At 36.8% G+C, this 12,154-nt stretch carries 9 protein-coding genes, 16 tRNA genes and 1 rRNA gene; 4 read left to right on the top strand and 22 right to left on the bottom strand.

What is annotated here, in order from left to right:
- Positions 1-48: 48 nt before the first annotated feature.
- Positions 49-1,992 carry a lipoteichoic acid synthase gene (gene ltaS, locus IEE86_RS18210; protein WP_024427404.1) on the bottom strand — a complete coding sequence of 648 codons (1,944 nt, stop codon included), beginning with the start codon at positions 1,990-1,992 and terminating at the stop codon, positions 49-51.
- Positions 1,993-2,533: 541 nt separating this feature from the next.
- Here ltaS and IEE86_RS18205 point away from each other — a divergent pair.
- The 4 genes from IEE86_RS18205 (at position 2,534) to IEE86_RS18190 (ending at position 4,717) form a co-directional block, all read left to right on the top strand.
- A complete protein-coding gene (locus tag IEE86_RS18205; RefSeq protein ID WP_191098419.1) occupies positions 2,534-3,337 on the top strand; it encodes a DUF2262 domain-containing protein in 804 nt (267 codons plus the stop codon).
- A gap of 18 nt (positions 3,338-3,355) precedes the next feature.
- Positions 3,356-4,045 (top strand): DUF1963 domain-containing protein, encoded by a 690-nt coding sequence (locus tag IEE86_RS18200; protein WP_034624046.1) that lies wholly within the window; start codon positions 3,356-3,358, stop codon positions 4,043-4,045.
- 64 nt (positions 4,046-4,109) lie between these two features.
- Positions 4,110-4,379: a hypothetical protein gene (locus IEE86_RS18195; RefSeq protein WP_191098418.1), complete on the top strand. Its 270-nt coding sequence runs from the start codon at positions 4,110-4,112 to the stop codon at positions 4,377-4,379.
- Positions 4,380-4,519: 140 nt separating this feature from the next.
- The gene (locus tag IEE86_RS18190; RefSeq protein ID WP_191098417.1) at positions 4,520-4,717 is read left to right on the top strand and encodes a hypothetical protein; all 198 of its coding nucleotides are present in this window, start codon (positions 4,520-4,522) and stop codon (positions 4,715-4,717) included.
- A gap of 341 nt (positions 4,718-5,058) precedes the next feature.
- On the opposite strand, the gene IEE86_RS18185 is transcribed toward IEE86_RS18190, so the two are convergent.
- The 21 genes from IEE86_RS18185 to rrf form a co-directional block, all read right to left on the bottom strand.
- On the bottom strand, positions 5,059-5,664 hold the full coding sequence (locus tag IEE86_RS18185) for an HNH endonuclease (RefSeq protein ID WP_191098416.1): 606 nt from the start codon (positions 5,662-5,664) through the stop codon (positions 5,059-5,061).
- 4 nt (positions 5,665-5,668) lie between these two features.
- Positions 5,669-6,337 carry a hypothetical protein gene (locus IEE86_RS18180; protein WP_191098415.1) on the bottom strand — a complete coding sequence of 223 codons (669 nt, stop codon included), beginning with the start codon at positions 6,335-6,337 and terminating at the stop codon, positions 5,669-5,671.
- Positions 6,338-6,350: 13 nt separating this feature from the next.
- Entirely contained in the window at positions 6,351-8,639 is a 2,289-nt protein-coding gene (locus tag IEE86_RS18175; protein WP_191098414.1) for a sensor histidine kinase, read from the bottom strand.
- Between the two features lie 9 nt (positions 8,640-8,648).
- A complete protein-coding gene (locus IEE86_RS18170) occupies positions 8,649-10,091 on the bottom strand; it encodes an Eco57I restriction-modification methylase domain-containing protein (protein WP_191098413.1) in 1,443 nt (480 codons plus the stop codon).
- 406 nt (positions 10,092-10,497) lie between these two features.
- Positions 10,498-10,579: transfer RNA gene (locus IEE86_RS18165), tRNA-Leu, on the bottom strand.
- Between the two features lie 37 nt (positions 10,580-10,616).
- A tRNA-Leu gene (locus IEE86_RS18160) sits at positions 10,617-10,705 on the bottom strand.
- 14 nt (positions 10,706-10,719) lie between these two features.
- A tRNA-Cys gene (locus tag IEE86_RS18155) sits at positions 10,720-10,790 on the bottom strand.
- A 5-nt stretch (positions 10,791-10,795) separates the two neighbouring features.
- Positions 10,796-10,870, bottom strand: a tRNA-Gly gene (locus tag IEE86_RS18150).
- A gap of 7 nt (positions 10,871-10,877) precedes the next feature.
- Positions 10,878-10,949: transfer RNA gene (locus tag IEE86_RS18145), tRNA-Gln, on the bottom strand.
- Positions 10,950-10,958: 9 nt separating this feature from the next.
- Positions 10,959-11,034: transfer RNA gene (locus IEE86_RS18140), tRNA-His, on the bottom strand.
- 29 nt (positions 11,035-11,063) lie between these two features.
- Positions 11,064-11,137, bottom strand: a tRNA-Trp gene (locus tag IEE86_RS18135).
- 14 nt (positions 11,138-11,151) lie between these two features.
- Positions 11,152-11,236, bottom strand: a tRNA-Tyr gene (locus tag IEE86_RS18130).
- Between the two features lie 15 nt (positions 11,237-11,251).
- Positions 11,252-11,324 (bottom strand) — tRNA-Thr (locus IEE86_RS18125).
- 6 nt (positions 11,325-11,330) lie between these two features.
- Positions 11,331-11,406, bottom strand: a tRNA-Phe gene (locus IEE86_RS18120).
- Positions 11,407-11,424: 18 nt separating this feature from the next.
- Positions 11,425-11,501: transfer RNA gene (locus IEE86_RS18115), tRNA-Asp, on the bottom strand.
- Positions 11,502-11,505: 4 nt separating this feature from the next.
- Positions 11,506-11,582: transfer RNA gene (locus IEE86_RS18110), tRNA-Met, on the bottom strand.
- A gap of 15 nt (positions 11,583-11,597) precedes the next feature.
- Positions 11,598-11,673, bottom strand: a tRNA-Val gene (locus tag IEE86_RS18105).
- 33 nt (positions 11,674-11,706) lie between these two features.
- Positions 11,707-11,781: transfer RNA gene (locus tag IEE86_RS18100), tRNA-Glu, on the bottom strand.
- 17 nt (positions 11,782-11,798) lie between these two features.
- Positions 11,799-11,889: transfer RNA gene (locus IEE86_RS18095), tRNA-Ser, on the bottom strand.
- A gap of 4 nt (positions 11,890-11,893) precedes the next feature.
- Positions 11,894-11,968, bottom strand: a tRNA-Asn gene (locus tag IEE86_RS18090).
- A gap of 10 nt (positions 11,969-11,978) precedes the next feature.
- Positions 11,979-12,094: ribosomal RNA gene (rrf, locus tag IEE86_RS18085) — 5S ribosomal RNA — on the bottom strand.
- Positions 12,095-12,154: the final 60 nt, after the last annotated feature.

The raw sequence follows: 12,154 nt of genomic DNA, 5'->3' as shown, positions 1-12,154 counted from the left end.
AAGAGAGAGAAAAAGGCAAGCACCTTTCTGTGCTTGCCCAAAACTCAGTTAGTTAGCAGAAGAATCCGCTTCTTTTTCTTTGTTTGCTTTACCATAGAAATAATCCGATGGATTCACTGGTTTGAAATCAGATAACTTATGGAATCGAAGAAGATCCCTATAGAGCACTTTATCTGAAAGACTTAACTGATTATCAACACGGGCTTTAATCGCCTCTGTCTTTTTATTTTGTTTCACCACTTTACCCGTTTTCGTATCATAAACGGTATTATCGACAAGTGTATATTTCGGTGTCACATAGTTTCCATTACGGAAGGCAACAGTCTCATCATGCTTTTTAGAGAATAAGTCTGTTCCAAAATTCACGAATTCATTTGAATCGATACCTTGTAAGTGAAGAAGTGTTGGCATAACGTCGACTTCACCACCATACGTATGGTTCACGCCGCCCTTCTTACCAGGAATACGAATCATGAGCGGAACACGCTGGTTTTGTGCATTTTGATAAGGAGTGATTTCTTTCCCTTGAATTTCACTCATTGCACGGTTATGGTTCTCAGAAATACCGTTATGGTCACCATATAATAAAATGACTGAGTCTTTATACATACCTGATTTTTTCAAGTCTTTGAAGAATTGCTCTAATGACTCATCTAAATATCTTGCTGTTTGGAAATAGTTATCGACTGTTTTATCGCCAGTTGTTGCCTTAGCGATTGTCGCATCTTTTTCATCTAAATTAAATGGATAGTGATTTGTCAGTGTCATTAAATGTGCATAAAATGGCTTTTTCATTGATTCTAGCATTGGAATTGATTCTTTGAAGAACGGTTTATCCTTCAGACCCATATTCACAAGGTTTTCTTCATCCATGTTGTAATAGGAAGCATCAAAGAATTGATCAATTCCCATATGTTTATAAATCGTGTCACGGTTCCAGAAAGATTTATAGTCCCCGTGAAGTACTGCACTCGTATAGCCTGCTTTTTGATCTAGGATGGCAGGTAGTGATTGGAAGGTATTTTCACCCTTTGTCACAAATGCTGCTCCCTCTGGCAAGCCAAACATACTATTATCCATCATCAGCTCAGCATCTGATGTCTTCCCTTGACCTGTCTGATGGAAGAAGTTATCGAAATACGTAAAGTCGTCTTTCCCATGAGCCAGTTTGTTTAAGAATGGAGTCACTTCTTCTCCATTTAATTTGTAGTCAATTAAGAAAGACTGGAAGCTTTCTAAATGAATTTTAATAATGTTTTTGCCTTTTGCTTTACCAAAATACTCTGCATTTGGCTTCGCATAGTGAGATGACGTATAGTTCACAACATCCGTTAAATCTTCACTGCTTGCATTGGCTACCTGTGTTGCGTTTTGTGCTGCTTGTACCCCATCATAAATCGTATAGTTATAAACACCTAAGTATTTGACAACATACTTATGATCAAAGGTTCTCGTTAATAATTCTGGACGATCCTTTTCAGCCAAATGAAGGTTTACAAAGAACAGTCCAATACCTGCAGCTACAATCAGCAGTGCAAACGTCTTTTTCATTTGGAACTTCTTCACTTCTGGTCTCCAAATGACAATCGCAATCAAAATGATAATATCAAGGAAGTATAAAAGGTCATGCGGCTTAATGCTTGCTAGCACACCGCCAGTCATGCCTCCCCCAAGATTTCCTGCCTGCTTCATTGTTGAGAAAGTCAAAAAGTCATCAAAGAAACGGTAATACGCTACATTTGCATATAAAAGTGCGGTCATAATAAAATCAATAACAATTAAAACAATGGCAGATTTACGCCCCTTCAAAAAGAGAGCAAGTCCAAAAAACACGATGGCTGAACTAAATGGATTCAATAAGAGAAGCCCCTCTTGAAAAGAACCTTTTACTCCTAAATTAAAGTCCATTTTGTAGGCTGTGTACGATTTAGCCCAGAATAAAAGGACAGCCAAAACAAAAAAGCTATATTTGTTTGCAAATATTTTTTTCATAAAACCTCTTCTTTCTTATCATCGTTCTGATATAAATGAAATCATAAAAAATTTACATTCATTTTGCAAATGTAAATCTTCTTCGCCAAGCATGCCGATGCTCTGTCTCCGCCGGATACATGCGCTCCTTTAATATAACGAATGAGAAGCATCATAAGTTTCAAAAAAAATACGAGTAAATAAAAGGAAAAATATCCATTTACATTAAATTTACGCACACTTCATGTTTTAGTGGATGAATAAGGTTTTGTAAATCACTCAGTATTACTTTACTTTTTTCATCTATTCGTGTCAAAGTAATTATAAAGAAAAGGAAGAATAACCTAGGCTTTTCGACTCATTTACCCAAATTTATACAAAATTCGATCCTTGCTTCTTTTATTGTGACTCAACCTCCATTAATCCATGTACCTCCCTAAAAAAACAGTTTTAAACAAAAAAAGCTTGATTTCCCCTACTGATGTGCGGTGTGATAAAGAGGTAGAACTTGATCACAACACTTATATGTTCATGACAAAAAAATCAGGCTGGAGGACATCACATGAAGATTAACAAACAAATCAACACTTTTGAAGAGAGATTTTCAGAAGATGTAGTCACTATCATTGCTGTTACAGGACCTTCTGGCGTAGGGGTAGGAAAAGCAGGCCAGGCACCTCTTTGGACCGCTTCTATTCCACTGATTGCTTGGAAAGAAAACGGTCATAGCATAACCGAAAATGTAAGACTTTGCTGGCTAACAGATGACGAGGGATTAAGGGAAAAACAGGCACAATTACATAAAGAATCAATCGTTACACTTCAGGTTCGAAAAGGCGAAGGTGAATTCATGCTTGTATCTTTAATCAATACAGATACACAGGATCAAGCGCTTCAAGAAATTTTAGAAGAAGCCCAAAAGCCTGTGTATTATCATGATGATACACTTGGCACCTTTGAGTTAGTGAAAGGACTAGACTTATTTGAAAAGACGATCCAATGGAGCAATGAAGAGTGCCTTCTCTACTTCAACCTCGAAGAAGATGAAAAAATAAATGACTCTCTTCGAACAGCAAACCAACTTATGCAAGAGCAAGCCAAATGGGATTCTTCTATTAAATCATTTGCCGCGAATCAGCTGATAGATCTAGCAAAGGATTGGCAGGAACAAGACGAATCAGCTGAAAAGCAAGAAGAACTCACACTGAATCAATTTATAAGCCGCATTTCACTTGAAAGCCTGCATGTTTACCCTGAGGGAGAGTTTGAAGTCTACTATCATGACGGTGATTTATTTTGGGGTCATGTCATTATTGTCACAGGAAATATAAATGGCACATTTCATGATGCACACATTGCAGGCTAAAGGCTGGAGGAATAACCCATGGAAATCAAAGCTTTTCAAGAATTAAATCTAATCGGGAAAACGCCAGCCATCGCCAAAATTGGCGGCTTCCGTCCTGATCCAGCTATACACAGCTGGTTTGCCGGCCATTTTTTCATCGATCCTAACCAAGGCTGGCCGACAGATCAAGATGGGGCCATGATTCCGATTTTACAAATTTATTTACCAGAAGTGCCAGGAGGAATGAACGGCTTCAATGAATGTAAGCTGATTCAAATTTTTCTTAATCAGAAAACACTTCCGATTGATATCACCAAAAACGGTGAAGGCTGGAAGCTCATTGAATATGCATCAATCGAAGGTTTAGAAGTAGCTGAAACTCCTGAAGAAGTGAGAGGGCTCAAAGCCTTTCAAATCCAATGGAACGAAAGTGAGCAAAGGGACTTTCCTTGCTGGGAAGAAGCATGGTCATACGTCGATTTATCAGAAGTAAACGAAAGTGAAGAAGCGACAAACCACTTCTTTAATCAATACACAAATTATTCGTTCACAAAAATCGGTGGATATGGGGCGTATATTCAATCCCCGCCCCATCAACAACAAGGCGAATTCATGCTGCAAATCGCCTCAGAAGAAAAACCTCGTTTCATGATTGGTGATAACGGCACGATGTATTTCTATTATGACAAAGAATCAAAAGAATGGTTTATGCACTGGGATTGTTTTTAACGTTTATTGAATGAAACCTTGCCTTCTCCTAAGCGTAATGAATCATATGAAAGGAGGAAGCAAAATGGGATTCATTTTAGACATCTTTTCACTTACTATGTATATCCCTTTTCTACAAGTGGATGAAGAGGATATCTCGAGGAACGCAGCACATCTCAAAAAATATAGCTGGTTTCAAGCACTATTACATGATCAAACTTGCAGAGAGCTCATCATTTATGATCCCGATGTTCGACGTGTCATAGGCAGGTTTAAAACGGAGAAACTCCATAAGAAGCGCTACAACTTAAGATGCAAACGTAAATTACTGCAAGCATTACAACGCGCAATGTAAACTGACAACAAGAGCCGCACTTTCCTGTGGCTCTTGTTATCAATTGAATCGTTCCTTTTGAAGAAAACATTTGACGCCTGGACAACTCTCCCCGTATATTATGTATAAATCCATCTTTTTCAAAGAAAAGGGGGCCTCACATGCGCTTGTTTAAGAACTGGAGAAAAAAGCTGCCTGCACAGCAAATCACTTCAGAAAAGCAAGAAGACAGCATCCCAATCAATTTCTCCACACTTCCCTTTGGCACAGACACCGTCGATGATTTTTTGTTCAACCTAGACCTGACCTCCAAGCTCACAGATCCCTATAAAGAAACAGATACGAACAAGCTTACCTAGATCTTCGTAAATCCTCATCCAATACTGGATGATTTTTTTATACTCAATGAAAGGTGTATCCAATGAAAACTTATTATATCGTCAGACACTGCCAAGCAGATGGACATAGGATAGCTGATCACTAAATTTCACTGGATGCCTATCCTATCAGACACTTGAGAGATTTCTTCAATACTTAGTACTAGAGTTTTTTCTGTTCGGACAAAGAAAGATGCAAATATTAATGCAACCTTTTGCACTCACTGGGAGCAAAAAAGCCACTGGAAAATTACATAATCAGATTGTTATACACCTATAGAAATTCCTATATATACAGTCTAACGTGGATCTTAATAAGTTATTCAACAACCTTCATCTATTAAAAAGAGATCGTAATAATCGCAGAGAACCTCAGAAAGTATATTCCTAACTTGCTTCAATGTAGTAACGTCTTCTCCCTTTGTAATTTTTTTATCTATTTTCGAATTCAAAGCTATTCTTCGCATGCGAAGTTGATCTATATTATATATAATTGAGTGCCTTTTTAAATAAAGCTTCAGTTCAAAATACATATATTGACCTATTGGAGTTATTGAAATTATATTCCCTGATTCATCTCTAGCAAGATGTTTATAATATTCATCTGTACATGGATCAACAAATCCCTTTTCTGCGACAACAAACTCTTGCGCAGTACTTCCCACCCATTTATTTGATTTCGAGATATTACAGTAGGGGCAACTATATAGCAAATTATCATATGTATATTGTAAGCCTATAAACTTTTCTTTAGGAGCAAAATGCTCAACATGATATGCATTATAGCCCCCACTATAGCTGTCTAAATCATCACAATATGCACATCTGTTATCAAAATCAGAAGCAAGATGCTTTTTATTAGAAGAGTTTGTGATCCACTTTTCCCCAGAGTGACTCCTTACTGGTTTTCTTATTTTGATTGATCTCAAGAGGTTACTCCCTTTCTAAAATCTCATCAATTCTATTAAGTAATTCAGAAATTTTATTTGAAGATAAATCTTTTCTTACTCCCTCAGGAAGAGCGCTTCCACCATTAATGGATTTCTCTAATTTAGCGTCTATTTCTAAGATCCTAGAGTCGATGTCTTCAGATGTCCCGGCACAAGGTAGCAATCGTTTTAACTCTTCCTCCCATTGTTCTTTTTGTTTTGCTGTTTTTAAAATTTGTTCAATTATTTTAAAATGCAGCTCTATACGTTCAGGTTCTTCATTTAAGTATCTATCAAAATCAAATACCTGATAAGCATTATATATTTCGTTTGTAAACAAGTCGTCATCATATGATGTCAATACAAAGATAGGAAAATCATATATTGCTCCATCGAGCGCCTTCGCTAGTTCCACTCCACTGTAGTCAACACTTTTATAAGAAGATAATTTATAATCAACAAGAAGACAGTTCAAACGCTCATTAATGATATTATCAACCATTGCATTCAAATCTTCGATTATTTCAATTTCAATTGGTTTAAATTTATACTGTGAGTACTTTTGTCTTTTTTCAGGAGCAGCTCCTTCAATCCCTTGTATCAATCTTGTCATTATTTGAGTTACTTTCCCAGGATCGTCATCAACAATTCCTATTATTAAATTTTTTGTCATTATTCCCATCCAATCATAAAGGAAATTTAATATCTAAACCAAAACCATTATTTATTTCAGTTATGATGTACTGTGCATTATACTCTCTTGCTGTTGAAGCAACAATATACATTCCTAGCCCAGTTCCTATTTGCTCACCATCTTTATCGTATTTACTTGTAGCTCCAAACTTAAAAATATCATACGGATTTTTAAATTTTTCTCCGAGGCCGCAACCATTATCATTATAGTGAATTGTAAAATCTTCATTAGTTTCCAATGATATTACAATTTTGCGTACAGATAATTTCGTTCTTTCGAATGCCTCTATAGAATTAATTATCAAATTGTAAATAATGCTTTCAAAATCCGCAACAAAAATCCTTTTATGGACTTGTTTTTCATCCAAATTAAACTCAACATTTATTTGTTTCTGAGCCAATATTGGTTCCATCACATCTATAATATCTTGAATAGTTTGGTAAAGATCCTTTTTCAATCTTTTTCTTTTATCTTTTTTGATTTGGTTCGTTATTACTGTTATCCAAGATTTAAGAAAGGTATCATCCTTACCAAGATCATTTAAGTGCCTAGAAATCATGTTTTCAATGTCGTTTTTAATAACATATTGAAGTGAGTCAACTCGATTCACTAATCTCGCATTAATACCCTTTAAATCATGTACAATTGATGTTGTAATTAAACCATTTGTCGCCAAAGATCTTAATAACTTTATCTCGCTAATTAATTCTTCTCGCTCCTCCTCAAGGTACTGAACTGTCTTAGCTAGTTTTTTTACTTCTTCTTGATTCGGAGGAGATGCAGATTCACCATCCTTTTCAATTTTTTCATCCAAAAATTTATTAGCTATTTCTTTCCCCTCTTGTTTTGTTGTTTCTCTCTTATTAATAATGTCGTAATAATCCTTCATGCCTTTTCCAATGTGGGCTCTATCTTTTTCAAAAACCGCTAAAATGTTTTTAATTACATTTTTAAATACAGAGAAGTGCTCATTTTCAATTATTCCTTCTCGACTAGACTTGTCAAGAATACATGAATTGGTCATCCTAGAAATCAATAATGTTCCTTGGCCTTGTCTATTTCGCACATGCCAATTCCCACTCGGATGTGAAATAGCTGCTGGGTTATTTGCACGTCTTGCATCCAATCCTAGCCAGTCATATGCATCAGTGTTGGGATCACCATATGGTCTGACTAAAAAATGATCACGATAAATTTTGATACCGCCATGGCTATTGAGCCACAGTTTTCTTTTTTTACTGATTTCTTTATAGAAAAAAGTTTCTTTAGAGTCTTCGGTTAATGCTAATTTCATGAAAATATAGTTGAATTTAAATTGACCAATTTCTTTTACAAGATTGATGTGTTCATCTTGCTCTGTATTCATGAGTTCAGGGACAGTAAAATCAAATTTTATTTTTTTTCTTTTAAAGTCTTCGTATCTGTAAGGGTATTCTTTAAAATGTCCCAATTCGAAAACCTCTGAGGGAATCTTGTTTAGGTCAAACTCATTTCGATCTAATTCCACAATGAACTTTTCTCCATCAAATTCAGCAGTAATTTTATAGTCATACTCATCCGAAATATCATTCTCAATAATTAAACAATCGTCTTCTGGAGATTTTTTTATGCAAATTACATAATCTCTTTGTTCAGATGGAGGGATTAAAAAACCCATTGAATTAGTAATATTATTAATCTCTTTAGTCGTCCAACGGTCTCTTAAACCACTTATTTTTAATAGCGTACCTGTGTCGTTTGAAATAAATTCATCTAAAATGCCTTTCTCATTAATCTCTTGTATATCAATTAGAAGTTCCCTTGGAATGACGCTTTCTAATCTTTCATTCAAATAGCCTAGCTTAGCTTTAACTTGATCTAATGTTTTACCAGTTTGTTCAAAATTTCTCCAATCAGTTTCCCAATAAATAAGTCCTTGACTGGCTTTATTCTTGGTATACATTTCACATTTACTTCCTAATCTATCCAATGCAAAACGTCCTATTCCTTTTTCACCTGACTTAATTCGATTACGCTTAGACTGATACTCACTTCTTTTATTATCCGTGCCTATTAGCATCCAATAATTTTCAATAGTTTCTCGTGTCATGCCAGTTCCATTATCCAAAATATAGATACAGTCATTTTTTATATCAAAACAGATAAAACACATAAGTGCATCTGCATCATACGTATTTTTCACAAGTTCAATAACCGCCCCATCAACTTTAGAAACACTTTCTCTTCCCAATAAAATTGTGGCTCTAGACGATATCTTATAGTTTAATGTCTCAAGGTTCATCCTCTTACATCACACCTCCTCGATATTAAATAAATAGTTATTTATATCTCTTGCCGTAATCCTTAATGAAGATCCACTTGCATTTATTCCAATACTATTAGCGTATTCAAGAAACTCAATACTTTCTAATACTTTTTTTGCAAAATCCAAGCTAAGATCAGCTTTCTTTGTAATATAGATACCTGAGTATGGAATGTCTTCCTCTGAAATTTTGTATGTCTTTACTTGCTTCGTTACTACAGTTGAGATTAATAGTTTTTCTTGATTTAAATGTGCCAAAGCCTGTGTTCTTCCATACTCAAACCACTTTACACTCTTATCAGAAGCCCGTTTTTGCAATTTATCAAAAAATGAATTCAAATAACTAGCTCCAAAAGGGAATCTTTTCTTAAAATCTTCTTCAGTATACCTAACTAAAGAACCCTCATTATAAAAATAAGGAAAAATTATAAGCTCTTCCTTATTATAGCTTAAAGATCTAGGGCTTACAGCATTTTTTAACAAATTATCCTCTATTATGAATTTGTTTGTTTGAATATATCTTTGGCCGTCTTTTTCAAACGATCTAATATCTTTGAAATTCTTTAAAACAAATGCTTCATTTAATAATGTTGCAATAGTGATTGATGCATTGAAATAATCCCCAAATCTAGCTGATTTTCCAAGTATACTTTTTTTCTTATTAACAAATTCCCACTTATAAGTTAATTCAATCTTGTTGATTTTGTAAGAAACTCTCTTGTCAAGATTAATGTATTCAATTTGTTCAACGTTGTTCCCCTTATCACATACAATTATGGCCGATGAAGTGAGCACATCGAATAGTTTTATTGTTTGGTAATCATAAACTTTATTTAAAAATGGGAGAAGATACTCTCTTAAATTTTGTGCAAATACATTTTTAAAAATACTACTTGGGATTAAGTAAGACATTTTTCCTCTTTCATTAAGTAGTTTTAGACTTGCCTCAATAAAAGCATAGCAGTAGTCAAACTTCCCTTTTCTGCACACCTCATAATTCTCTCTTACAAAACATCGGGTTTCCTCATTTAAATCCTTATAAGTAATATATGGAGGATTTCCTACAACATAATCAAACTTAAAATCAAAATCCTCCTTTAAGATATCAACATTCAATATACTCCAATTAACACCGTAGAGACCATAATTTTCTGCTATTTTATTCAAGTTATTTATACAGTTTCTATAATGAATCTCTTCTAACTCCGCTCCAAATATATCATGTTCTAGACCTGCCTTTATATCATTCAGAGAAAATCCTTTGTCTAAACAATCAGTTATGTACCTTTCGACAATAACAGTCAAAATATTACCATCTCCACAGGCATTTTCAATAATCTTTTTTCCGTATAAGTCTTTTTCATAACCGACTACTTCTAACAACTTTTTAACTGTTTCTGGTGGAGTAAACACCTGGCACTTTTTAATCATTAGTTCATCCTCATTTTATTTAAATATATTATAAGAGTATCTCTAGATTTATTCTGTTTAATTTTTGTATTTTTGAAATTTCTTATTTTTCATCATCGGAGAAGACTGAGTTAATCAGGTTAATCAAAAAGCTTCGAAAAAATTTTGGTTTACTTTCGGAATAGATAACCTTATATAAACTATCTTTATACATTCGATTAAACCTCTACAATGGTGATTGTAAAAAAGTCGCCTGTAATTATACACCAATTCAATATTAGTAGTATATCGTTCAATCACCTAAAATCCAAGCTATTTTAATACATTTACCTGTGAGAATTAATGTGACCTTTTTACAAAAAACAAAAAACGCCTATCTACATTACTGTAAAGAGACGTTTTAAATTTGATATCTTTTAATTAGAGATACCGGTGGCCGGGGTCGAACCGGCACTCCGTGAGGAACACGATTTTGAGTCGTGCGCGTCTGCCAATTCCGCCACACCGGCATGATTATAAAAGAGCGCATCTTATATTAAAAAACAATGGTGCCGAGGGCCGGACTTGAACCGGCACGGTAGTCACCTACCGCAGGATTTTAAGTCCTGTGTGTCTGCCAATTCCACCACCCCGGCAGTCTTTTCAAAAAAGGCGACACCCGGATTTGAACCGGGGATAAAGGTTTTGCAGACCTCTGCCTTACCACTTGGCTATGCCGCCATTATTGGAGCGGAAGACGGGATTCGAACCCGCGACCCCCACCTTGGCAAGGTGGTGTTCTACCACTGAACTACTTCCGCACATCAACTGGGCTAGCTGGATTCGAACCAACGCATGACGGAGTCAAAGTCCGTTGCCTTACCGCTTGGCTATAGCCCAATAATAAAATGGGGCGATTGATGGGAATCGAACCCACGAGTGCCAGAGCCACAATCTGGTGCGTTAACCACTTCGCCACAACCGCCATAGATGTAATGAATTATAAAGTATAATTGGCAGGGGCAGTAGGAATCGAACCCACACCGGAGGTTTTGGAGACCTCTGTTCTACCGTTAAACTATGCCCCTATGAAAACAAAAAATGGTGGAGGGGGGCGGATTCGAACCGCCGAACCCGGAGGGAGCGGATTTACAGTCCGCCGCGTTTAGCCACTTCGCTACCCCTCCACTTTTGAAAAACAGTGCCGGCAAGAGGACTTGAACCCCCAACCTACTGATTACAAGTCAGTTGCTCTACCAATTGAGCTACACCGGCAAATAGTGGTGGCTCGGGACGGAATCGAACCGCCGACACACGGATTTTCAGTCCGTTGCTCTACCAACTGAGCTACCGAGCCAAGTATTCTTTTGAAAAATGGCGGTCCGGACGGGACTCGAACCCGCGACCTCCTGCGTGACAGGCAGGCATTCTAACCAACTGAACTACCGGACCATTTTGGTTGCGGGGGCAGGATTTGAACCTGCGACCTTCGGGTTATGAGCCCGACGAGCTACCGAACTGCTCCACCCCGCGACGATATAAAAGATATGGTGGAGGATGACGGGCTCGAACCGCCGACCCTCTGCTTGTAAGGCAGATGCTCTCCCAGCTGAGCTAATCCTCCGAATAAAAAATGCTGGTGTATATTCTATAAAAATGGTGACCCGTACGGGATTCGAACCCGTGTTACCGCCGTGAAAGGGCGGTGTCTTAACCGCTTGACCAACGGGCCCTTTATTATGTAAATTGTGGCGGAGAGCAAGGGATTCGAACCCTTGAGACGGGGTTACCGCCTACACGATTTCCAATCGTGCTCCTTCGGCCACTCGGACAGCTCTCCAAATTGGCTCCGCAGGTAGGATTCGAACCTACGACCGATCGGTTAACAGCCGATAGCTCTACCACTGAGCTACTGCGGAATGAAGAAAAGCCTGGCGATGTCCTACTCTCACAGGGGGAAACCCCCAACTACCATCGGCGCTGAAGAGCTTAACTTCCGTGTTCGGTATGGGAACGGGTGTGACCTCTTCGCCATCATCACCAGACTATTTAGTGACAAAAGATATTATACTATGTATTGAAAATAAATCAAGAGATATTTTAAA

The organism is Bacillus crepusculi (assembly GCF_014764715.1).
In the GTDB taxonomy this organism is placed as follows: domain Bacteria; phylum Bacillota; class Bacilli; order Bacillales; family Bacillaceae; genus Bacillus.
The sequence above is the reverse complement of the archived record's forward strand: the minus strand, read 5'-3'. Positions and strand labels throughout refer to the sequence as shown.

Excerpts from the sequence above, each read along its gene's own strand:
- ltaS (WP_024427404.1), bottom strand. The coding sequence starts at position 1,992 with ATGAAAAAAATATTTGCAAACAAATATAGCTTTTTTGTTTTGGCTGTC.
- IEE86_RS18200 (WP_034624046.1), top strand. The coding sequence starts at position 3,356 with ATGGAAATCAAAGCTTTTCAAGAATTAAATCTAATCGGGAAAACGCCA.
- IEE86_RS18195 (WP_191098418.1), top strand. The coding sequence starts at position 4,110 with ATGGGATTCATTTTAGACATCTTTTCACTTACTATGTATATCCCTTTT.
- IEE86_RS18190 (WP_191098417.1), top strand. The coding sequence starts at position 4,520 with ATGCGCTTGTTTAAGAACTGGAGAAAAAAGCTGCCTGCACAGCAAATC.
- IEE86_RS18170 (WP_191098413.1), bottom strand. The coding sequence starts at position 10,091 with ATGATTAAAAAGTGCCAGGTGTTTACTCCACCAGAAACAGTTAAAAAG.
- IEE86_RS18175 (WP_191098414.1), bottom strand. The coding sequence starts at position 8,639 with ATGAACCTTGAGACATTAAACTATAAGATATCGTCTAGAGCCACAATT.
- IEE86_RS18205 (WP_191098419.1), top strand. The coding sequence starts at position 2,534 with ATGAAGATTAACAAACAAATCAACACTTTTGAAGAGAGATTTTCAGAA.
- IEE86_RS18180 (WP_191098415.1), bottom strand. The coding sequence starts at position 6,337 with ATGACAAAAAATTTAATAATAGGAATTGTTGATGACGATCCTGGGAAA.